We start from the raw sequence: 21,240 nt of genomic DNA, 5'->3' as shown, positions 1-21,240 counted from the left end.
AAGATGATAATAGCATAAAATAAAAGGAATGAAAAAGGCCTGAGAGCAAATAGCTATCAGACCTTTTTTGTGAATTACATCTCTTCTTCAATTTGTGGGTCTTGTTTTTGATTTTCGAAAAGTACGCCAACAACATGAATATTAACTTCATCAACCTCAAGAGCAGTCATATTCAATAGTGCTTGACGAATATTATCTTGGATTTTTCGGGCAACATTAGGAATTGATACCCCAAAGTGCATCATACAATATACATCAATAATAACACCATCTTCTGTTAGCTCAACCTTGACACCTTTACCATGATTTTTCTTTCCTAATCTTTCTACAACTCCAGAAGCGAAATTACCACGCATTTGTGCAACACCTTCAACTTCTGAAGAGGCAATTCCTGCGATAACTTCAATTACCTCTGGTGCAATTTCTACTTTTCCAAGACTATTGCTACCTTGATCCATTTCTAAAATATTATTTTCAGCTGCCATTACAGCACCCCCTATTATAGTTTACGACTTCATTACCTCATATAATTCTAGAAATTTTGTATTAAAATGCCCATCTACAAATTTTTCATGATTTAAAAGCTTAATATGAAATGGAATCGTCGTATGAATGCCTTCTATTACAAATTCACTTAAAGCTCTCTTCATACGTGCAATTGCCTCTTCTCTTGTTGCACCGTATGTAATTAGCTTTGCAATCATAGAATCGTAAAATGGTGGTATTGAATATCCAGGATATACCGCAGAATCTACTCTAACACCTAATCCACCTGGCGGTAAATACATTTCTATTTTTCCAGGAGAAGGCATAAAGTTCTTTTCAGGATTCTCCGCATTAATTCGACATTCAATCGCCCAACCATTAAATGTAACATCCTTCTGACTTAATGAAAGTTTCTCATTGGATGCAACCCTTATTTGTTCTTTGATTAAATCTACTCCAGTAACCATCTCTGTCACCGGATGCTCAACTTGAATTCTTGTATTCATTTCCATGAAATAAAACTCATCAGCATTATAATCATAAATAAATTCAACGGTTCCAGCACCTGAGTAATTTACAGCTTGGGCTGCTTTCACTGCTGCATCACCCATTCGCTCACGAGTTTTCTCATTTAATGCTGGTGAAGGTGTTTCCTCTAGAAGCTTTTGTAAACGACGTTGGATGGAACAATCTCGCTCACCTAAATGTATCACATTTCCGTGGTTATCAGCTAATACTTGAATTTCTACATGACGAAAATCCTGGATATATTTTTCAATATATACTCCCGGATTACCGAAAGCGGTTGCTGCCTCTTGTTGAGTAATATTAATACCCTTCACAAGATCTTCTTCATCCTTAGCAACACGAATACCTTTTCCGCCTCCGCCAGCAGTGGCTTTTATGATAACAGGATATCCCATCTCATTTGCTAGTTCAATCGCTTCTTCCGCATCCTTTATAATCCCTCTTGAGCCAGGAACAATCGGAACCCCCGCTTCTCTCATTGTTTCACGGGCAATATCCTTTGTTCCCATCTTTGTAATCGCTTCTGGACTTGGTCCAATGAATGTAATCTTTACTTCCCTACATAACTCTGCGAAGTCAGCATTTTCTGCTAGGAAACCGTAACCCGGATGAATCGCGTCACTTCCTGTTAATTTTGCTACACTTATGATATTTGTAAAATTTAAATAGCTATCCTTTGATAATTTCGGACCAATACAATAGGCCTCATCAGCTAATTGGACATGTAATGATTCACGATCTGCTTCTGAAAATACCGCAACTGTTTCGATGTTAAGTTCTTTACATGCTCGAATAATACGTACCGCAATTTCTCCACGGTTTGCAATTAATACCTTTTTTATCATTAGAGTCGCTCCTTACTTACTTGACTAAAAATAGAGGTTGACCATATTCTACTAATTGGCCATTTTCAACTAATACTTCAACAATCTCACCATTGACTTCAGCTTCAATTTCATTAAATAGCTTCATTGCTTCGACAATACAAACTACTGTATCAGTCTTCACCTTATCACCTGTCTTAACATAGTTTTCTGCATCTGGTGATGGCGAAGCATAGAAAGTACCGACCATTGGTGAAACAATCTTATGTAATTTTTCCGAAACTGGAGCTTCTTCCACAACTTCGATTTTCTTTGCTTGAGGTTCTGAAGGTACATTTGATAGTACAGGTTGTATAACCTCCTTAACAACAGGAGCCATTTGAAATTCGTCAGCTTTTTGACGAATCACAGTTTCAGTTGAAGCCTCTTTGTGTTTCTTCATTTTAATTTTAGATCCATCATGTTCATAACTAAATTCATCAATATTTGATTGGTCAACTAATTTAATTAATTCACGTAGTTCTTGAATTTTTAGCATGTCATTTACACTCCTTGTACGACTATAAGTATCAACTTTAATCGTTTATTGTAAAATTTTTATTGCTAGTATTAGTACCACATACTAACATTTTACGCTAGTCTGTTCATGTTGTAAAGAATTCAAAAAGCACAGCTTCCGCTGCGCTTTTTTACACTTATTTAGAAGTTATATCAAATGATACCATTACATCTTGTAGATCTTCTAACTCACTATTTACTAGTCGGATAATTTCATTAGCTGCTGCTGCTGACTTGTCCTTTGATTTAACTGTTATTTTAACCTTATCACCATCAACTCGTACTAATGCATCCTCATAGTTTTTCCCTTTTATCAGCATTTCTATTACATTCTCTTTCCCCTCGATCTCCTTAAGCTTTTGTAAATCATCATATGCTTTCATCTTCGCATCAGAAGAAAGTTCGTTATTACCAACCATTGTTTCCAGACTTTCTTTTAATTGACTACGTTGCTCATCTATTTCCATTCGTAGTGCTGTGAATAAATCATCATCACTTGAAATCTGAGAAATTACTGACCCATCTTCTGATTCTTGAACGGTTACATTTTGACCATCAGATGTTTCTTTATCATCAGTAGATGTTTCAACATTTTCTTTCTGTTTTGCATTTTCCTTTGCCTGTTCAGAAGCCACATTTGGATTGTTTTTCTCATCTGGAGTAGTTATATAATACACTGAAAGAACAACCACAAGACTTAACATTGTTAATAACCAAACTGTTTGCTTTTTTAATAACATTTTACGAATCCCCCTTAATTTTTCTTGGCGAAACTGATATTTTGTGAATTGGAACATCAAATCCTTTATTAACAGCCTCGATAATCATTTGTTTTATTTTAATGTTGTCAGCACCTTTTGCGACAATTGCAACACTTCGTATCTCTGGTTTTTCAATTTTTAAGATAATGGGTGTTTCAGAATCACCACTTCGGATCGTGACAACTTGTTCATCCTTCGTAACATCCTCTACTTTTCTCTTCCCACCATCTCTGTCCACCTCATCTGTTGATTGGCTATGGGATACAATATTTTTCTCAAGTATTTTTGTTTCTGTTGCATCAACACTTACATATGCAATTACATCATCTACCCCAACAATTGCTTCCAGCACTTCCTTCAATGCATTTTCGTAGCTATCCTCATATGCAGAAATGGCTTGAGCTTGAATATCTTTTTTCTGCCCAAAAGCAGGTTCTTCATTATTACTTTCGCCAGCAGATGCCGGCAATACTTTGGGTGTCTCCTCATTATTTGAAAATAAATTACTGAGTAACATGAAGGCCACACCAATTGCTAGGACTAAAAGTAAATATTGGTTTTTATTTTTCTTTTTACCTGTTGGATTATCTTTCGATTGGGAGAATAACCCTTTCATTGTGTCAAAAATGCTTTTATTTTTTCCCATTTATGATTCTTTCCCCCCTTCCACAATGACTACAATCTTTTCAGAGTCAATTTCCCAAATCGTTGCTAATGAGTTTGTTAGACTTGTCATATCCCTTCCATTTTCTATTGGTTCAATCTGTTCAGAGGTATCAATGTCGACTTGATTAACCACTGGGATGCCATCAGGTTCAACTGTCTCCTCTGATAACACCACCTTAATTGACATAATTTCACCACTGTCATCAGTCATTGAAGGGGTAACATCTTTGACTACTAGATTCAAATCTTTTTGCACCAACTCCTCTTCCACTTGTTTTTTCATTAGGACAGCCACTGTTTCTAAACTATATGCAAGAGTATGGGCTTGTATTTCTTCTTTCTTCATTTCTATTAAATTTTCTATATTTTTATCTGTTGGATTAGGTGAAAGCTTTAATTTTGTAAGAGTTTGTTCAATATCCGAATTCAAAAAAGAAAATAACGGTGTTAATATAATGACAATTAATAATAAGCCTGTTACCATTTTCACGTATTTTTGCATACTTGAATTTGGCAGAAGCATATCAACAATAACTGCGAGCAAGATAAAAAGAATTATATTTGTAATCCACTCTCCGATAAAATCCAAGTCAATCACCTCCAACCACTATTTATCTTGATACTATCTTGTCATTAATGTTAGATTGCCCGCTGCAATGATGACGGTTAGACTTAAGAAGAACATCAGTGAAACGATTGCAAGAGCAGCAAAGATAAAAATGACACTTTTACTAATAATATCCAAACATGCAATGACGGGTCCTCCTCCAAGTGGTTGTAAGAGTGCTGCGGCGAGTTTGTATATAAGAGCAATTGAAAGTACTTTTATAGCTGGAAATGCTGCGATTAGTAGAAGTATAACGACACCTAATATTCCGACAGTATTTTTTAGCAGAACCGATGCACTAATAACCGTATCTGTGGCATCTGTAAACATCCGCCCAACCACTGGAATAAAATTTCCGGTTATGAATTTTGCTGTTCGTATCGTTATTCCATCCGCAATTGCAGTTGTCGTGCCTTGTACAGATATGACACCAAGAAATATTGTTAGAAAAATACCTAAAATTCCAATCCCTATATTTCGAAGTAATTGAGCAAGTTGCGTAACCTTGTATTGATCGCTTAAAGTACTCACGATTCCTAGTAATGCGGACATAAACAATAAGGGAAGTACAATATATGAAACAAGCAAACCACTTGTATTCATTAAAAATAATATCAAAGGGTGGAAAAATGCTGCAGATGCTACTCCGCCAGATGACGCCACTAGGGCCAAAAGTAACGGAATGAGAGCTAAAATAAAATTAATCATTGTTTGAATAGCTTCTTCGGTATACATAATTGCGACCCGAAAGCTATTCAAAGCAATAATAATTAATACCATATAAACAATAGAATAGGCGACTTTACTCACAGCACTTTTTTCAAAGGAGTTTTGTAATGTTTGTAAAAACATACTAAAAATCGTCAACATAATGAGCGTACTCATTAGTTTTCCATTTGCGATCAGTTCATGAAAAATATACTTGACTAGCCCTAACATCCATTCCTTTAATGAAAGTTCTTTTTCTCCACTTATGAAATCTAGCAAACTTCCCTTCTGACTTTCTGGTAGAAAACCACCATACTCCGTAACAATTTCATCCCAATACTGTTTGATATCTTCTATCCCAAGGATTTCTATTTGCTCGTTAACCTGCTCCTGGATTTGATCATTAATTACTTCTTGTGGAGGAGATGCTTGTACAATTTGTGGTATTGAAAAAAAGAAAAGTATAAAAACCATTAAATACAATAGTTTACGACAAGTCATCCTATCCCTCCTTACTTTTACATGGGTTTTATTTTGTACTATCTAGGAATTAAGCCAATAATCGTTTCAATCAGAACTGTTAATATTGGAATTGCCATTGCCAGTATCAAAATTTTTCCACCGAGTTCAATTTTTGATGCAATCGCACCCTGGCCAGCATCCTTTGTAATTTGGGCACCAAACTCAGCGATATATGCGATGCCAATTATTTTGAGGATTGTCTCCACATATACCGAATTGACATTTGCATTAATTGCGACTTTTTCAAGCATCCGAATAATATCTGCAATTTCCCCAACTAGAAAAAGAAAAATCACACAACCAACAAAAACGACAAGCATAAATGCAAAAGTAGGCTTTTGTTCTTTTATGATGAGTGCCAGAAAGGTACCGATGAGACCTAAGCCAACAATCTGAATAATTTCAATAACTCATCGCCTCCTTTAACCTTGAAAGAGGAAAACAGCTTTAATCTTTTTGAATAAATCTTCTACAATCGTTGCGACCATGAATAATATATATATAAAACCCAACAAGGTTACCCACTGGGCATATTCTTTCTTTCCCATTTGATCTAGGATTGTATGGAGAAATGCAACTACAATACCTACACCAGCAATTTGAAAAATGATATTTACATCGACTCCCATACACGTTCCCCCTATTTCCTACATCAATAAAATAACAAGCAGTAACCCTGATAAAAACCCTAGACTTTTTACCATTTTTTCATATCTCAATTGTCGGTCTCTAGCTTCACTTTCCTCACGGTCCAAATGGGTTAAAGCGAGTATGATATGTTTTTGCTGTGAGCTGCGATCATGCTGTCCTAATGTTTCCCCAAATTGCTTAAGGATTTCGAGTTCACCTTGTTTAAATGCAGTCAGTCTAGATACTTTCGTTAAGCTTTCTTCCCAAGCAATTTTTACACTTACTTCTCCTTCTTGTAGTTTCTTTGCAAAGCTTTCAAAGAACCAAGAGATTGGTTTGGGAATTTGGGTAGATAGATGAAGCGCTACATCGATTAAAGGTACATGACCATACATAATCTCAGCCTCAAGTGATTGCAAAGCGGTCCTTAACATACGTAGTTGACGGGGTCTTTCACTGAGATGCCGTGCAGCTTCAAAGCCAGCCCATGTTGTCGCTAGTAATATAAAGATGGCTCCCAGTATTTTTATCATCTATGTCACACTCACTTTTGGTATAATTTGCTTTCCATTTCTATTTAAAATTGCTTTCACAGTACCAGGACCATTTGTCCGGCTTAATTCTACAAATCTTTCGATTACACCCATATCAAGTATCCTTTTTAAGGTTGGACGTTTTTGCAAATCTGCTAGCTCATGCCCATGAACAGTTACGACTAAACTCACTCCCGCGTTAACAGCCTCTAAAATGGCTTCACTATCTTCAGCTCGACCAATTTCATCCACAATTAACACATCTGGACTCATTGATCGAATCATCATCATCATCCCTTCTGCTTTCGGACATGAATCAAGTACATCAACTCTATGCCCCAATGTTGCTTGTGGGATTCCTTTCACACAGCCAGCAATTTCGGAACGTTCATCAACAATCCCTACCTTCAGCGGAGGTATATTCCTAATCTCAATTCCGCTACTTATCATTCTTGCAATGTCGCGTAATAAAGTTGTTTTTCCAGTTTGTGGCGGGCCAATAATAATAGTGTTGCGCCAATACTGATCAAAAAGATACTTAGAAAGCTGATTGGCTACACCAATTTTTTGCTTTGCAATCCGTATATTGAAAGAGGTAACATCTCTAATTGCTTTTACCCTACCGTTTTCAGTAATTACCTTTCCAGCAAGTCCTACACGATGCCCCCCTTGAATGGTTATATAACCCCGCTTCAGCTCCTCTTCAAGAGTATATATTGAATATTGGCTTAGCTTATTCAGTAACTGATTAGCATCCTCGCTTGTAATGATATAGTGATGAAAGCTCGGAATACCATTAATTACAACCTCAAGGGGTCGCGATACCCTGATTCTAATTTCCTCCATATTTTCTATTTTTTCAGGAGGGTACTGTCTTATAATTTGAGCAATCTCCTTTGATAGTACCACTATTATTTCGTTCATCTAGTAAGCTCCCATCAATTTCATTCATTGTTAAAATGTATGCAAGCTTGGCCACATTATGCATTTTCCAACTATTTATAGATTCCAAATAATATAAACGCAACTCCTAGCCCAACAAAAAATAATTTTGAAAATGATAATTGATCAGCCATACTTAACAAACCGATTGTCATTGTTGTAACTAAAACGACCGGTCCAACAATTGCTAATAATGCGTTTATAGCTAATGCCTTTTTAACATCATTAAAAATAAGCATAAGAATTGCAGCAGTTAATTCTATTGAAGCAGATAAAATTCGAAGCCCTGCCATCGACAGTACACTTGTTTCAATTAAAGAAATCCATCGTTTCATCGTATCCTCCACCAAAATTTTTCTTATTTGTACAAACCTATGCTTGTTCACATTAATTCAGAAGAAAAATTTCAAACAAAAAAACTCACCCTATAATAGAGTGAGTTTTTGCTTTTCATATTTAATTACGCACGTGAAATGTATGAACCCTCATCAGTATTAATGATCAGTACATCCCCTTCATTGATAAAGAATGGCACTTGTACAGTTAATCCTGTCTCAAGTGTTGCAGGTTTTGTTCCACCTGATGCAGTATCACCTTTAATTCCTGGTTCTGTCTCTGTTACTTTTAACTCAACAGTATTCGGCAATTCTACTCCTAATGTTTCAGCTTGGAACATCATAATATGAACTTCCATATTTTCTTTTAAAAATTTCAATTCATATTCAATTGCAGATGCCGGGATTTCAATTTGTTCATATGATTCATTATCCATGAATACATGTTGGTCCCCACTCGCATATAAATATTGCATTCTGCGATTTTCAATTTGTGCTTTTGCAACTTTTTCACCAGCACGAAATGTTTTTTCTTGAACAGCACCAGTGCGTAGATTACGTAATTTCGAACGTACGAACGCTGCACCTTTACCTGGTTTTACGTGTTGGAAATCCATAACTCTCCAGATTCCACCATCTACCTCAATTGTTAAACCTGTTCGAAAATCGTTTACTGAAATCATTGTAAATACTCCTCCTAATCAAATCAAAAAACTTGTACCTATAATATAATTAACTCTTTTGAAGAATATGTTAATGATTTGTTCCCATCATTAGTGATAACTGTATCATCTTCTATTCTTACACCACCGACACCTGCTATGTATATTCCTGGTTCAACAGTCACGATCATTCCCGGTTCAAGAATCGTATCTGATTTTGATGATAAAGATGGTTGTTCATGAACTTCCATACCAAGACCATGTCCTGTTGAGTGACCGAAATATTCACCATAACCATGTTCAGTAATGTAATCTCGAGTTAATGCATCTGCTTCCCGGCCTGTCATTCCTGGTTTAATTCCAGTCATTCCCCGTAACTGTGCTTCTAAGACGATATTATAAATTTTCTTTAATTCATCACTTGGATTTCCAACTGCCACAGTACGCGTAATGTCTGAACAATACCCCTTATAATACGCACCGTAATCAAGTGTAACAAAATCGCCTTTCTCGATGATTTTTTCACTTGCCACGCCATGTGGTAAGGCAGAACGGTAACCAGATGCGACAATAATATCAAAAGACGATGATGCTGCACCTTGCTTTCTCATAAAAAATTCTAGCTCATTCGACACTTCAAGTTCCGTAATACCAGAACGAATGACCTTCAAAATATGTGAAAACGCCGCGTCTGCAATCTCCGCTGCTTCCTTTAATATCTTAATCTCTGATTCTGACTTTATCAAGCGTAACTTTTCAATTGCTCCAGATACAGGGATAAGTTCAGCTTCTACCTCTTTGTCATAAGCAGAAAAAGTAGAAAAAGATAAATCCTCTTGTTCAAATCCCAATTTTTTTATGCCCATTTTCTCAGCCTGTCTCGCCACTTCTTCAATAATTGATCCGATATGTTGTACAATTTCAAAATCTTTTACTTGTTCACCCGCTTGTTCTACATATCTAAAGTCTGTTAGAAATACAGCATTTTTTTCAGAAATAAGTGCAACACCAGCAGTACCCGTGAAATTTGTTATGTAACGTCTGTTATATCCGTTTGTAACTAATAACCCATCAATTCCTAACCCCGAAAAGCTCTCCCGTAATTTCGCCAATTTACTCATTCCTTGTTTCCCCCCAACTTGTCTAATAGTGCTAATATTGCTAATTTGTAACCAAACAAACCGAAGCCAACAATTTGGCCAATTGTTACGGGTGCTAATACCGATGTATGCCGAAATTCCTCCCTAGTGTGAATATTTGAGATATGAATTTCGATGACAGGTAGATTAACCCCCGCGATGGCGTCACGAATCGCATAGCTATAATGTGTAAAGGCCCCAGGATTAATTATAATCCCTTCATACACTCCATCAGCTCCATGAATCGCATCGATTATAGCTCCTTCATAGTTTGACTGTGTGCAATTTAGCTCAGCACTTTGTTCTTTCGCAAATTGAATAACATCATTCTCTAATTCTGTTAATGTTACACTCCCATAAATATGTGGTTCCCGAAGCCCAAGTCGATTTAAATTAGGCCCGTTAATAAGGAGTAATCTTTTCATAATAAAAAGCTCCTTCAAAAATAGAATGTTCAAACAAGAACATTCTATCATATCTCCCCTTAAATTACCTACTCATTTGACGCAGTTTCAGTCTTTAGTCTACTGATTTCATTTGCTTCAAAAGAGATTGAATAGCCAATAAATACACCATATAAGATATAAAAGCATATCGTTGTAATAAGCGTGTTCATATCTAGCTGTCCAACAGTTTTTAAATCAGGAAATATTGGGTTTAACACATAAAATACTATTGCCCATAGTACAATCCCATAAATCATTCCTATCCAAATCGATTGGAACCTTTTTAATAAAGCATAATACATCAGCGCAACCCCTATTGATATGATACCTATTACTAATATACCTATAAATTGACCTAATACTCGATTTTTCCATTCACCAATCAGCCACGGCTGCAGAACTAAATTAGGACTTATTTCTGTAAAATTCAAAATATAACTTACGTAGGATAAAAGACTCCAAAAAATACCTCCAACCAAACCAATGGTTACAACTTTTCCAAGAAAAGAAGATGGACTCTCTCTACTTTGTCTTCCCATTAAATACACCTCCTTATGTTATTATGTCCAGCAATTTTTAAACTATTTTAAAAAGGGAATATGGAAAAATGTGTAGTATGTGTAAAAGATGGATAAACTAGAAAAGATTTATTGAGGAAATAACGAATATTTTATCGAATAAATACACATCAGCCTAGAGGTTTATATAAGTTTCTTGTAGAATATATATTATAGTATGTAAAATTCTTCTCTTCGATAAGTACTATAAATCTTAGTTTTAGACTAGTTAGGTTGGTGTATTGAATGACGCAAAACAAGAAGCCAGTATATGGTGGTCAAGCAGTTGTTGAAGGAGTAATGTTTGGTGGAAAACATCACTCTGTTACTGCTGTTCGTAGAAAGGATGATTCAATCGAGTATTACCATTTACCGAGAAAATCAAATCCTACATTGACATTGTTAAAAAAGATTCCATTTCTAAGGGGAATCGTCGCAATTATAGAGTCTAGTGCAAATGGATCTAAGCACTTAAACTTCTCATCAGAGAAATACGAATTAGATCCAAATGAGGAGAATCATGTTGTTGAAGAAAAAAAAGATTCAAAATTAGCGATGATTCTTGGTATTGCTGTAATTGGTGTACTTTCTTTTTTATTTGGAAAAGTCATTTTCACACTAATTCCAGTATTTTTAGCAGAATTCACAAGACCAATCTTTTCTTCTGATTTTGCTCAAATTTTAATTGAAGGCTTTTTTAAATTAGTACTTTTACTTGGATATATTTATTTCCTGTCTCTAACACCATTGATTAAGAGATTGTTTCAATACCATGGTGCTGAGCACAAGGTCATAAATGCTTTTGAAAATAATCTTGAACTTACTGTTAAAAATGTCCAAGATCAGTCGCGCCTACATTATCGATGTGGTAGTAGTTTTATGATTTTCACTGTTATCATCGGTATATTTGTTTATACTCTTGTCCCAACTGAACCTATTTATGTCCGTGTATTAAATCGTTTAGCATTAATACCAGTCGTTCTTGGAGTTTCGTTTGAAGTACTTCAGCTTACCAATAAGGTACGTGATATTCCTGTGCTAAGATTTCTTGGGTATCCTGGATTATGGTTACAGCTTTTAACTACGAAAGAACCAGATGATAAGCAGGTGGAAGTGGCTATTTCATCTTTCAATGAATTGCTAAGAATTGAAAATGAAACATTAATTGAGGAAAGAGCGGAAGAAATAGTGTAATACGAGCAACAAGGTTTCTATATAGTAATACAATATAAGGAAGAGTGTTGTCAGGGAGGTGTATCTCATGAATCGTCGAAAGTCAAATATAGTTGTTATGATCTTACTATGTTTAGGGGTGTTTGGATTCCTGTATACACTAGTTACGAATCCAAGTTCCCTTTTGGTTCAGGCAGGTATGATTTTCTTATTCATAGGAGTCGTCTTATTAGTATATCGATTTTTTAATCGACGTCGTTCGGGAGGAAAAGAATATTCAGCTTATTTACGTGCAGCCAAACAATCAAAAAGACGTTTCAATGAGCAAAACCAAAGGAAAACTCAACTTTCAGGAGTGCGAGGTAAGAAAAGTGTCCCCACCACTACGAAAAAGTCAACCGTTTCTTCTATTAATAAAAAGCGAACTAACACACATCTTACCGTAATTGAAGGAAAAAAGGGAAAGAAGAAGAATCGAGCATTTTTTTAACTGCTTGATTCTTTTTTTATGCTCTTATAATTATTCAAAGATATGAGTATAATTTCAGATAACGGAAATATTGTGAGATAGCCTCTAATACTTAGTAGCACCATGTACGAAAAAAATGCTCCGCTCGCTCCTTTCCGATTTTAGTAAGTGCAAGTTTTTTTTCATCCGTTAACCCAAAATCTGTTGTAAGCCCCGCCTCCATTGGAATAAATATTATATTTCTTTCATGACGTCGTGAAATATAGCGTGCATCGTGTGCATTTTTCATCGTCTCAAACAACGCACCAAATAAATCAATCGCATTATTAATTTTATTTTTCTTCTGATTTTGACTGTCAGCACTGAGTTTTATACCAAGCACAGGTCGTTTTTTTAATGTTTGCTCTTCATCAAATAACCAGATTGGAAAATTACTTAAAACTCCACCATCAACAATCACATTATTCCCATTATGATCTTTCAGGCGGACCGGTTCAAAAAAATAAGGCAAACTACAACTCATACGAACAGCCTTTGCAACAGAGAAAGACTCTGGGATAATTCCATAACGTTCTAGATCATTTGGCAATACAAGTATCTTCCCATTCGTCAAATCAGAGGCAATAATTCGCAACGAATTAGGGGGGAGGTCTTTAAAAGTATAGACACCTTTTTGAGCTAGCTTAGTGGTAATCCATTTTTCCAATGCATCACCTTTGTAAAGTCCTAACCTCCAATAGACCATAAGCCATTTTGCTAGAGGTGTAGGTAAAATTGTTCTTCGTGGATCCAATAAATCACTTACTTCAAGTTCATCCATAAATTTGATAATTTCGGAACTTGTGTACCCAGCTGCGATTAATGCTGCAATTAAAGAACCTGCACTCGTTCCTGCTAATCTTTGAAAAATATAGCCTCTTTCTTCAATTGCCTGATATGCTCCAATTAACGCAAATCCCTTGATGCCACCTCCCGAAAATACCCCGTCAATATACATCGAATCATCCCTCCTCGAGTTCCGATTAAACTGTCTTTATACATCTTTAATCGTGGAGAGGTTGATTTAGTACAGATTTGGAACCAATGGAAATAAAAAAAGATGGAACCGATAATTAGTTCCACCTTTCTTAATACTATTTTACAAACCACATTTCAGCTGAGCACCACAGCTTGTACAAGTATTACAACCACCTAGATCTTCGACTGTTCCTTGTCGACAAACTGGGCAAGTATTTCCTACTTCAGATCCAATCGTTACATTCGTAGAACGAAGGTCATTAATTGTATCAACTAGTACAACATGACTTTTAGTTTGTTTTGATTCTACAACGTCATCTGTCTCATCAAACGTATTTTCCTCAGCCTTCAATGTTAATACTTGCGCATCACGGCTGCCGTCAACGTACACTGTTCCACCTTTTGCGCCACCTTTGTATAGACGCTCATATACAGCTTCAACCTGCTCAACAGTATACCCCTTTGGAGCATTTACCGTCTTACTAATTGAGCTATCAATCCAACGTTGAATGATACATTGTACATCAGCATGTGCTTCTGGAGCTAATTCCATTGCTGAAACAAACCAATTTGGTAAATTATTTGGATCTGCTTCAGGATGCTTGTCTAAATATTCTTGAACGATATCAGCCTTTACTTCAATAAACTTGCCTAAGCGTCCACTTCGGAAGTAAGAGAAGGAGAAGTAAGGCTCTAAACCTGTTGAAACACCAACCATTGTCCCTGTGGACCCAGTCGGAGCAACGGTTAGTAAGTGTGAATTACGAATACCATATTCCTTAATATCATTTCTTATGTCTTCAGGCATTTTTTGCATAAATCCAGTGTTACTGAAAGCCTCTCTTATACGATTTCCATCCTTTGTTGACTCACCTTCTAGGAATGGGAAGCTTCCTTTCTCTTTTGCAAGTTCAATCGACGCTCGATATGCAGTAGTCGCAATTGTTTCAAACACTTCATCGACTAACTGATTACCTTTTTCTGAACCATATTCTGTTTCGCAATAGATAAGTAAATCATGTAGTCCCATTACACCAAGACCAACACGTCTCTCACCTAATGCTTGTTTTTTGTTAGCTTCAAGGAAATATGGAGTTGCATCAATTACGTTATCCTGCATTCTTACTCCGACTTCAACTGTTTTCTTTAATTTTTCAAAGTTAACAGTCTTTGTTTCCTTATCAGCCATTTCAGCTAAGTTAACTGCAGCAAGGTTACAAACAGAATATGGTGCAAGTGGCTGTTCTCCACACGGATTTGTAGCAACAACTTGTTGCCCATAGCTTTGAGCATTTGTCATGTCATTTGCATTATCAATGAAGAAAATACCAGGTTCAGCTGAATATGTTGCACAAACATTGATTAGGTTCCAAAGCTCTTTCGCTTTAATTTTGCGATATACACGTACTTTGTGGCCTTGTTTCTCCCACTCACGCACATCTCCAACCTTGTGCCATTCTTCATTGTAAGCCTTCATTTCTTCTTGGTCATAGCTTTCAACATCTGGGAATTTCAGTTCATAGAAAGAATCTTCTTCAACTGCGTTCATAAATTCCTTCGTCAAACAGATAGAAATATTCGCTCCTGTTAAAAATTCAGGATTATGAACAGAATAATTTCCACCGGTAACTAATTTTTGTTCTGCATCTTTAAGAATCTTTTCATTAAATCCACCCATACCAGGAATATTTTTATAGTTCAAAATTCCTTGATACATTAATGTTTCTTGTTCAGTATGTGGGGTAAATTTGAGCTTTTCTTCCGCATATTTTTTAATTGTATCATCATTTGTGTTTTCAATTAAGAAACGTAAAATTCTTGGATTTTGCATTTTTGAAATAATAAATTCAATGATGTCAGGGTGCCAATCTGCCAACATAATCATTTGAGCACCACGTCTTGAGCCACCTTGTTCAACAAGATGGGTAAGCTTTGCAATGTCATCTAACCAAGAAACTGATCCAGATGATTTACCATTTACACCACGTGCTAATGTATTTCGTGGACGTAATGTTGAACCGTTCGTTCCAACTCCTCCACCACGACTCATGATTTCCATAACCTGTTTACGATGTTCTGAAATACCTTCGCGGGAATCTTGGACATATGGCATTACGTAGCAGTTGAAATAGGTTACGTCAGTATCAGCACCTGCTCCATACAGTACTCGCCCAGCTGGGATAAAGTTTAAGTTTACTAGCTCTTTATAAAACTTTTCAAACCATTCCTGACGTTTCTCTTCTGTCTTTTCAACAGATGCTAAGCCAGTAGCATTTCTTTTGGCAATTTGCTCATAGAATACTTCTAATGGTTTCTCAATCACATCGAGTGAACGGTTAACAATACCTGTTTCAACTTCTTCAGGCTTGTCCAACACACCCCGATACTCTTCATCAACGAGTACCTGCGCTGTTTTCTGCTCCCAATCAATATCGACAATAAAGCCTAAGCCACGTGCTGGAAATTTGGGATCTTCCTTAATCGTTAGAACAACAAAATCTCCTTTTGCTAATGTAATCTTTTCGGTATCCTTAAATGTATACCGATCAAGCATAACTAGTCTCGACACTCCCTTGTGTGATAACTTCATGTCCCCCGTGATTGGATGAACCTGGGGAAAAAGGCGTATATCTTGATTCAGCCTTTCCACATCAATATTCAGTTTTTCTAGCACAACAGTCATTCCCACATCTCCCTTTAATTCTATTAAAAATTGATCATTAAATTTAAGTAATAAATTTAAGTGTTAAAAATAAGTTATCATATATTTTTCCTAAAAACAATAAATAAAAATCAATATATAGTATGAAAATAAATTTCGACAATACTATATGTTGATTTTAGGTCAACTAAATTTCTTTTTGTCAAACGAATAAAAGTTTAAAAAATAGAGCAAAACGAAGATTTTACTAGATTATATTTAGTTTTTTGCGCTTTTTGAAGAATTTTGTCGGTTGCAAAATTTCGACTCAATTTCAAGTCAAGTATACAAACAACACTAGGACTTTTAGCATAGGAAAAGGCAACTAAAAAAGTTGCCTACCTTTTAAAATTCCATTCATCTGATTTATATCTTTTTTCTGCAATTTCATTCACATATTTTATTTCATCAACGGTTAGCGAGTAAGGTTCTAGTGTTATATTTAATCCTCTCTCAAAGCCTTCTCTAAAAGCAGACCTTGCTTCATCTATCGTTACTGTCTCATCACGTAGTGCATTAATCGCTACTGCTTTATTCTTAAAATTTCGCTGCATTCTCTCTTTCACACGTTCACTTGGATATTTGAATAAATCAAATAGTTTATCCTCATCAATATCTAGTAGAATTGATCCGTGTTGAAGAATTACCCCCTTCTGACGAGTTTGTGCACTTCCAGCAACCTTTCGTCCTTCTACCACTAATTCATACCATGAAGGAGCATCGAAACAAACAGCAGATCGTGGATTTTTCAATCCTTCCCGTTCCTCCTCTGATCTTGGGACAGCGAAATAGGCATCTAGCCCTAACAAACGAAAACCTTGTAATATCCCCTCTGAAATCACTCGATATGCCTCAGTAACAGTTTGAGGCATACCAGGGTGTTCCTCAGAAACAATCACACTATAGGTCAACTCCTTATCGTGCAGTACTCCCCTACCACCAGTGGGACGTCGTACAAAACCCAGTCCATATCTTTTCACAGCATCTAAATCAATTTCCTTCTCAACTTTTTGAAAATATCCAATTGATAGAGTTGCGGGATTCCAACCATAAAAGCGAATCGTAGGCGGTATCTTACCTTCACTATGCCAATCTAAAAGTGCTTCATCTAATGCCATATTAAATTCTGGTGAACAATCTCCAGAATCAATAAATCTCCAAATTTCTTTTTCCATCAGTAACCCTCTTTATCTTTAATTAATATGCCTTCCTAGTCTACCAAAACCTGTGTTAAATTCAAAATCAAATACTCCAGAGAATTCCTTTGATTCTTCATGAAATCACTTATATAATAGAAAGAGAAAGAGAGAAAAAGGAGTAGATTTATTTTGAATTGGATTTTACCTTTAATTATACTTGTTGCAATTATTGCATATGGTGTCATCATGTTTTTCTATCAACGAAAAATACTTACTACACTAACAGAAGAAGAGTTTCGTGCAGGTTATCGAAAAGCTCAATTAATTGATATCCGCGAACCGAATGAGTTTGACGGAGGTCATATCTTAGGTGCACGTAACATTCCTTTATCACAATTTAAAATGCGTATGAAAGAAATAAGACCTGATCAACCCGTATACCTTTATTGTCAAAATGCTCTTCGCAGCGGTCGTGCAGCACAAATGCTCCGCAAAAAAGGATATAAACAATTGTTCCAGTTAAAAGGTGGATTTAAACAGTGGACTGGTAAAATTAAAACAAAAAAATAAACCTATTCCATATGGAGTAGGTTTTTCTCTTGTTATATATAATAAAATATGGAAAGAGCATTGAGGTGATACTTTGAATTTATTACATGGACTATACAATACGATATTACACCCAAGACTTATCATTATTCCTCTACTCATGAATGTCCTGTTAACATTACTAGTTGTTCTAGGGATATATTTTGGATATTCATTGTCACCCTTTCCACCTATACAAATTAACCATTTCATTGGGGTAAATGGAACTTTTCCGTTTTGGATGCCTTTTTTAGACGATATTCATTTACCATTTAAATATTCAAATAATAATGCGTTATCCGATAACACTTTACTATCAATTACAGCAATATTGTTGGTCCTTTTACTCAAAAGTTATGCACTTAGTATGTATCTTGGATCCATCAAATGTTTTTTAATAGGACCTGATAATACATACTCAATTTTAAAAATCGGTAAATACTATTTTAAAAGGATGGTACTCTTCTCAGCAATTGAATTAACAGTTGGTGGACTACTTATTTTTCTAAATCTCACCTTTTGGCCATCTGTATTCATTACACTTATTCTTTTGCTATTTTTTTCATTGGCACCATATATCATAGTTGTTGAAGATATATCAGTTATAGAGGCATTAAAAAAGTCATCCGTTATCTTTAAAAGGAATTTTCTCTATTTATTATTACTTGCATTTTCTTGTATACTTTTCACATTTTCACTCACATTACTTGAATTTCGTGTAAATGGACTTAATTTTTATTACATTTTAATCACATACTGTTTTTTTGGTACTGCAGCAATATATGCGGTGATGGCTATAATACACCAATCAGTAAATAAGGATATTAAACTACCATTCAAAAAGGTGAAAAAGTCAAGATTGTATTATCCACTTCTAATCATAGTTGTGTTTGTCTTACCTTTATTAGGGGCATTGCTGATCACATAACAAATTCAATATACTTAAACCTTAAAAAACTACAGCAAATGAGCTAAGCTATGTTAATATGGTTGAAGTGTTGGTTAGATGCCTTTCAAATTTACTCCGATTGGAATGTAAATAGAAAGGCATATTCATTTAAATTTATAAATGTTCTTTTATAAATTTAACACTTTTCTCGGCAATAAGTTCTTTATCATTATCTATTGTCGCAACATGATAACTATTTGTAAGTTTCACTATTTCCTTATCTGAAGACGTAATTGTTTCCATGATATACATTGAATTTTCAGGAGGAACAACATGGTCTTCTGTAGAGACGAAAATAAGCGCTGGACAAGAAATTAACGGTAGTCGTTCCTTCGTTATACGCATCAGTTGAACAATCTCACCTATTGATTTCAATGGTGTTTTCTCATATGCTAATTCAATTACACCCTCTTTCTTAATGTCTGAGCCAATGGCATCTAAGAAACGTGGTTCCAAAGCTCCTGCTAGTTTAGCCATTTCCTCAATCTCTATCGCTGCATTTATTGGAATAATGCCTTTAATTTCTGGATATTTGCTAGCAAGGTATAGCGTTAATGTTCCTCCCATTGATAACCCAGTGATAAAAATCTTCGAACAAGTTTCTCTAAGTCTTTTGAATCCCTCTTCTAATGATTCAATCCACTCTTGATACATACTAAGCTCCATATCTTCAAAATGCGTTCCATGTCCCTTCAATCGTGGGCCACATACTGTGAACCCTTCTTTGGCTAGCTGTTCTCCCAAGAACCTCATGCTTTGTGTCGATCCGGTAAATCCATGTGAAACAAGAATTCCAATATCGTTGCCTTCAAAATAAAATGCTTCAGCCTCTTTTAAGACAGGATATTTTTCTATCATTATCACTTATACCTCCTACCACACTTTTTTTAGAGCGCTTACAATTTATTATCATTTTAATAGATATTGTATAATCCCTCAAATTAAAACTAAAACATTTGGAATAATAACTTTTATTCAGTACAACTACCTTATTCCAAAGGTTAAAGATTAGTAGTGCTAGGTTGAGATATTCTAACGTGGATATCTTTTAGCGGTTTCTTGGTCTAGTGGTGTTGGTTGGTTGGTTGGTGTGGTTCGCTAATGTGCATTTATTTTTGCTATCGTGCATAAAAGCTTGCTAACGCACATATAGTTTGAGTATCGGGCATATGTTCATATTAACGAGCATATCAACTTTTTATCGTGCATTTACCCAGAATATCGTGCATTTCGGGTAATTGAAGCTAGTTACATACTATGAAAATAGTTCTGAAACCAATATTTTAGTGGAATACATACACTTCTACATGTGATTTAATCCAGTTTGAAGTGAAAAGACCTTGTTTTAATCCTTTATATGTTTTTTAAAGCACGGAAAGTTAACTTTTGCTGGTTGTGTTTGAGGCGGTACCTATGTATTGACACTTTATTTATGCGGGTGGTAATACTTGATGGTCTGGGCTTTTGTTAACGTGCATATATTTTGGCTATCGTGCATAAAATTTCGCTAGCGCACATATATTTGGATTATCACGCTTTTCTTCTATTTAACGAGCATATCTCAATTTTATCGTGCATTTTCCTAGAATATCGTGCATATCTGCTAATTTAGTCTAACCATATACCATGAAAATGGTTCTGAAACAGATTTTTTAGCAGAATACATACACTTCTACCTGCGGATTACTTCAATTTGAAACGAAAACACCTTGTTTTCAATATAAAATATGATTTTTAAAGCACAAAAAGTTAACTTTTGCTGGTTGGGATTGGTGCGGTACCTATTGGATCAATTCTAAATCTATTTAGGGTAATTATCCACTGTGTGGGTGGATTTTCGTTAACGTGCATATGTTTTGGTTATCGTGCATATAATTTTGCTAAAGCACATATATTTGGATTATCACGCATTTCTTCTAATTAACGAGCATATCTCAATTTTATCGTGCATTTTCCGAGAATATCCTGCATATCGGGTAATTTAGTCTAACCACATACTCTGAAAATAGATTTGAATCCAATATTTTAGTGGAATACATACACTTCTACCTGCGGATCACTTCAATTTGAAGCGAAAACACCTTGTTTTCAAACTATAATGTGGTTTTTAAGCACGAAGTTAACTTTTCTCTTTTGAGGCTATCTACATATTCCACAAAAACCAATTTAAATGAACGCAAAAAAAAGACCAGCACACAACTGGTCTTTTACTCGCTTAGCGACGTCCTACTCTCACAGGGGGAATCCCCCAACTACCATCGGCGCTGAAGAGCTTAACTTCCGTGTTCGGTATGGGAACG

Annotated in this window: 24 protein-coding genes and 1 rRNA gene; 4 read left to right on the top strand and 21 right to left on the bottom strand. The window is 35.6% G+C overall.

Features of this window, described 5'->3' with window-relative positions; all coding sequences use genetic code 11:
* Positions 1-74 precede the first annotated feature (74 nt).
* The 16 genes from MJG50_RS14910 to MJG50_RS14835 form a co-directional block, all read right to left on the bottom strand.
* Complete coding sequence (locus MJG50_RS14910; protein WP_240256543.1) at positions 75-485, bottom strand: Asp23/Gls24 family envelope stress response protein; 411 nt, start codon at positions 483-485, stop codon at positions 75-77.
* A 21-nt stretch (positions 486-506) separates the two neighbouring features.
* Positions 507-1,859: an acetyl-CoA carboxylase biotin carboxylase subunit gene (gene accC, locus MJG50_RS14905; protein WP_240256542.1), complete on the bottom strand. Its 1,353-nt coding sequence runs from the start codon at positions 1,857-1,859 to the stop codon at positions 507-509.
* A gap of 16 nt (positions 1,860-1,875) precedes the next feature.
* Positions 1,876-2,376 carry an acetyl-CoA carboxylase biotin carboxyl carrier protein gene (gene accB / locus MJG50_RS14900; RefSeq protein WP_240256541.1) on the bottom strand — a complete coding sequence of 167 codons (501 nt, stop codon included), beginning with the start codon at positions 2,374-2,376 and terminating at the stop codon, positions 1,876-1,878.
* 157 nt (positions 2,377-2,533) lie between these two features.
* Positions 2,534-3,136, bottom strand: coding sequence for a SpoIIIAH-like family protein (locus MJG50_RS14895; RefSeq protein WP_240256540.1), 603 nt, complete (start codon positions 3,134-3,136; stop codon positions 2,534-2,536).
* Position 3,137: 1 nt separating this feature from the next.
* Positions 3,138-3,803: a stage III sporulation protein AG gene (gene spoIIIAG / locus MJG50_RS14890; protein ID WP_240256539.1), complete on the bottom strand. Its 666-nt coding sequence runs from the start codon at positions 3,801-3,803 to the stop codon at positions 3,138-3,140.
* The gene (gene spoIIIAF / locus MJG50_RS14885; RefSeq protein ID WP_240256538.1) at positions 3,804-4,412 is read right to left on the bottom strand and encodes a stage III sporulation protein AF; all 609 of its coding nucleotides are present in this window, start codon (positions 4,410-4,412) and stop codon (positions 3,804-3,806) included.
* Positions 4,413-4,445: 33 nt separating this feature from the next.
* Positions 4,446-5,639: a stage III sporulation protein AE gene (spoIIIAE, locus tag MJG50_RS14880; protein WP_240256537.1), complete on the bottom strand. Its 1,194-nt coding sequence runs from the start codon at positions 5,637-5,639 to the stop codon at positions 4,446-4,448.
* 38 nt (positions 5,640-5,677) lie between these two features.
* Positions 5,678-6,067, bottom strand: a complete 390-nt coding sequence (spoIIIAD, locus tag MJG50_RS14875) for a stage III sporulation protein AD (RefSeq protein WP_240256587.1) — start codon at positions 6,065-6,067, stop codon at positions 5,678-5,680.
* 15 nt (positions 6,068-6,082) lie between these two features.
* Positions 6,083-6,289 (bottom strand): stage III sporulation protein AC, encoded by a 207-nt coding sequence (spoIIIAC, locus tag MJG50_RS14870; RefSeq protein ID WP_010284588.1) that lies wholly within the window; start codon positions 6,287-6,289, stop codon positions 6,083-6,085.
* An 18-nt stretch (positions 6,290-6,307) separates the two neighbouring features.
* Positions 6,308-6,823, bottom strand: a complete 516-nt coding sequence (gene spoIIIAB, locus MJG50_RS14865) for a stage III sporulation protein SpoIIIAB (protein WP_240256536.1) — start codon at positions 6,821-6,823, stop codon at positions 6,308-6,310.
* Complete coding sequence (spoIIIAA, locus tag MJG50_RS14860) at positions 6,824-7,747, bottom strand: stage III sporulation protein AA (RefSeq protein ID WP_240256535.1); 924 nt, start codon at positions 7,745-7,747, stop codon at positions 6,824-6,826.
* A gap of 71 nt (positions 7,748-7,818) precedes the next feature.
* On the bottom strand, positions 7,819-8,100 hold the full coding sequence (locus MJG50_RS14855) for a YqhV family protein (protein WP_240256534.1): 282 nt from the start codon (positions 8,098-8,100) through the stop codon (positions 7,819-7,821).
* 125 nt (positions 8,101-8,225) lie between these two features.
* Entirely contained in the window at positions 8,226-8,783 is a 558-nt protein-coding gene (gene efp / locus MJG50_RS14850) for an elongation factor P (protein WP_240256533.1), read from the bottom strand.
* A 38-nt stretch (positions 8,784-8,821) separates the two neighbouring features.
* A complete protein-coding gene (locus tag MJG50_RS14845) occupies positions 8,822-9,883 on the bottom strand; it encodes a M24 family metallopeptidase (RefSeq protein ID WP_240256532.1) in 1,062 nt (353 codons plus the stop codon).
* On the bottom strand, positions 9,880-10,326 hold the full coding sequence (gene aroQ, locus MJG50_RS14840; protein WP_240256531.1) for a type II 3-dehydroquinate dehydratase: 447 nt from the start codon (positions 10,324-10,326) through the stop codon (positions 9,880-9,882). The genes MJG50_RS14845 and aroQ overlap by 4 nt, the downstream gene beginning before the upstream one ends.
* 68 nt (positions 10,327-10,394) lie before the next feature.
* Entirely contained in the window at positions 10,395-10,886 is a 492-nt protein-coding gene (locus tag MJG50_RS14835) for a YqhR family membrane protein (protein WP_240256530.1), read from the bottom strand.
* 264 nt (positions 10,887-11,150) lie between these two features.
* Between MJG50_RS14835 and MJG50_RS14830 the strand changes: the two genes are divergently transcribed.
* Together MJG50_RS14830 and MJG50_RS14825 are read left to right on the top strand one after the other, a co-directional pair.
* Positions 11,151-12,098 (top strand): DUF1385 domain-containing protein, encoded by a 948-nt coding sequence (locus tag MJG50_RS14830; protein WP_240256529.1) that lies wholly within the window; start codon positions 11,151-11,153, stop codon positions 12,096-12,098.
* A gap of 67 nt (positions 12,099-12,165) precedes the next feature.
* On the top strand, positions 12,166-12,567 hold the full coding sequence (locus tag MJG50_RS14825; RefSeq protein WP_240256528.1) for an SA1362 family protein: 402 nt from the start codon (positions 12,166-12,168) through the stop codon (positions 12,565-12,567).
* A gap of 91 nt (positions 12,568-12,658) precedes the next feature.
* On the opposite strand, the gene MJG50_RS14820 is transcribed toward MJG50_RS14825, so the two are convergent.
* The 3 genes from MJG50_RS14820 to MJG50_RS14810 form a co-directional block, all read right to left on the bottom strand.
* A complete protein-coding gene (locus tag MJG50_RS14820; RefSeq protein ID WP_240256527.1) occupies positions 12,659-13,543 on the bottom strand; it encodes a patatin-like phospholipase family protein in 885 nt (294 codons plus the stop codon).
* A 141-nt stretch (positions 13,544-13,684) separates the two neighbouring features.
* The gene (locus MJG50_RS14815) at positions 13,685-16,246 is read right to left on the bottom strand and encodes a vitamin B12-dependent ribonucleotide reductase (RefSeq protein WP_240256526.1); all 2,562 of its coding nucleotides are present in this window, start codon (positions 16,244-16,246) and stop codon (positions 13,685-13,687) included.
* A 356-nt stretch (positions 16,247-16,602) separates the two neighbouring features.
* Positions 16,603-17,439, bottom strand: coding sequence for a lipoate--protein ligase family protein (locus MJG50_RS14810; protein WP_240256525.1), 837 nt, complete (start codon positions 17,437-17,439; stop codon positions 16,603-16,605).
* A gap of 210 nt (positions 17,440-17,649) precedes the next feature.
* Here MJG50_RS14810 and MJG50_RS14805 point away from each other — a divergent pair, with 210 nt between their 5' ends.
* Together MJG50_RS14805 and MJG50_RS14800 are read left to right on the top strand one after the other, a co-directional pair.
* Positions 17,650-17,973 (top strand): rhodanese-like domain-containing protein, encoded by a 324-nt coding sequence (locus MJG50_RS14805; RefSeq protein ID WP_240256586.1) that lies wholly within the window; start codon positions 17,650-17,652, stop codon positions 17,971-17,973.
* A 73-nt stretch (positions 17,974-18,046) separates the two neighbouring features.
* Positions 18,047-18,919, top strand: a complete 873-nt coding sequence (locus tag MJG50_RS14800) for a hypothetical protein (protein WP_240256524.1) — start codon at positions 18,047-18,049, stop codon at positions 18,917-18,919.
* Between the two features lie 135 nt (positions 18,920-19,054).
* Here the strand turns inward: MJG50_RS14800 and MJG50_RS14795 are convergent, their stop codons facing one another.
* On the bottom strand, positions 19,055-19,798 hold the full coding sequence (locus MJG50_RS14795; RefSeq protein WP_240256523.1) for an alpha/beta hydrolase: 744 nt from the start codon (positions 19,796-19,798) through the stop codon (positions 19,055-19,057).
* Between the two features lie 1,355 nt (positions 19,799-21,153).
* Positions 21,154-21,240 (bottom strand): 5S ribosomal RNA (rrf, locus tag MJG50_RS14790); the annotation flags it as partial.

The sequence above is a fragment of the Fredinandcohnia quinoae genome (assembly GCF_022427965.1).
Classification (GTDB): Bacteria; Bacillota; Bacilli; order Bacillales; family Bacillaceae_L; genus Ferdinandcohnia; species Ferdinandcohnia quinoae.
This window is presented reverse-complemented; position numbering and strand designations above follow the sequence as displayed.

What these genes read in the sequence shown, in the direction of transcription:
- MJG50_RS14820 (WP_240256527.1), bottom strand. Translation starts at nt 13,543, where the DNA reads ATGTATATTGACGGGGTATTTTCGGGAGGTGGCATCAAGGGATTTGCG.
- spoIIIAE (WP_240256537.1), bottom strand. Translation starts at nt 5,639, where the DNA reads ATGACTTGTCGTAAACTATTGTATTTAATGGTTTTTATACTTTTCTTT.
- MJG50_RS14855 (WP_240256534.1), bottom strand. Translation starts at nt 8,100, where the DNA reads ATGAAACGATGGATTTCTTTAATTGAAACAAGTGTACTGTCGATGGCA.
- spoIIIAA (WP_240256535.1), bottom strand. Translation starts at nt 7,747, where the DNA reads ATGAACGAAATAATAGTGGTACTATCAAAGGAGATTGCTCAAATTATA.
- MJG50_RS14815 (WP_240256526.1), bottom strand. Translation starts at nt 16,246, where the DNA reads ATGACTGTTGTGCTAGAAAAACTGAATATTGATGTGGAAAGGCTGAAT.
- MJG50_RS14810 (WP_240256525.1), bottom strand. Translation starts at nt 17,439, where the DNA reads ATGGAAAAAGAAATTTGGAGATTTATTGATTCTGGAGATTGTTCACCA.
- MJG50_RS14895 (WP_240256540.1), bottom strand. Translation starts at nt 3,136, where the DNA reads ATGTTATTAAAAAAGCAAACAGTTTGGTTATTAACAATGTTAAGTCTT.
- spoIIIAB (WP_240256536.1), bottom strand. Translation starts at nt 6,823, where the DNA reads ATGATAAAAATACTGGGAGCCATCTTTATATTACTAGCGACAACATGG.
- MJG50_RS14805 (WP_240256586.1), top strand. Translation starts at nt 17,650, where the DNA reads ATGTTTTTCTATCAACGAAAAATACTTACTACACTAACAGAAGAAGAG.
- aroQ (WP_240256531.1), bottom strand. Translation starts at nt 10,326, where the DNA reads ATGAAAAGATTACTCCTTATTAACGGGCCTAATTTAAATCGACTTGGG.
- MJG50_RS14835 (WP_240256530.1), bottom strand. Translation starts at nt 10,886, where the DNA reads ATGGGAAGACAAAGTAGAGAGAGTCCATCTTCTTTTCTTGGAAAAGTT.
- MJG50_RS14910 (WP_240256543.1), bottom strand. Translation starts at nt 485, where the DNA reads ATGGCAGCTGAAAATAATATTTTAGAAATGGATCAAGGTAGCAATAGT.
- efp (WP_240256533.1), bottom strand. Translation starts at nt 8,783, where the DNA reads ATGATTTCAGTAAACGATTTTCGAACAGGTTTAACAATTGAGGTAGAT.
- MJG50_RS14845 (WP_240256532.1), bottom strand. Translation starts at nt 9,883, where the DNA reads ATGAGTAAATTGGCGAAATTACGGGAGAGCTTTTCGGGGTTAGGAATT.
- spoIIIAC (WP_010284588.1), bottom strand. Translation starts at nt 6,289, where the DNA reads ATGGGAGTCGATGTAAATATCATTTTTCAAATTGCTGGTGTAGGTATT.
- MJG50_RS14795 (WP_240256523.1), bottom strand. Translation starts at nt 19,798, where the DNA reads ATGATAGAAAAATATCCTGTCTTAAAAGAGGCTGAAGCATTTTATTTT.
- MJG50_RS14830 (WP_240256529.1), top strand. Translation starts at nt 11,151, where the DNA reads ATGACGCAAAACAAGAAGCCAGTATATGGTGGTCAAGCAGTTGTTGAA.
- MJG50_RS14825 (WP_240256528.1), top strand. Translation starts at nt 12,166, where the DNA reads ATGAATCGTCGAAAGTCAAATATAGTTGTTATGATCTTACTATGTTTA.
- accC (WP_240256542.1), bottom strand. Translation starts at nt 1,859, where the DNA reads ATGATAAAAAAGGTATTAATTGCAAACCGTGGAGAAATTGCGGTACGT.
- accB (WP_240256541.1), bottom strand. Translation starts at nt 2,376, where the DNA reads ATGCTAAAAATTCAAGAACTACGTGAATTAATTAAATTAGTTGACCAA.
- spoIIIAG (WP_240256539.1), bottom strand. Translation starts at nt 3,803, where the DNA reads ATGGGAAAAAATAAAAGCATTTTTGACACAATGAAAGGGTTATTCTCC.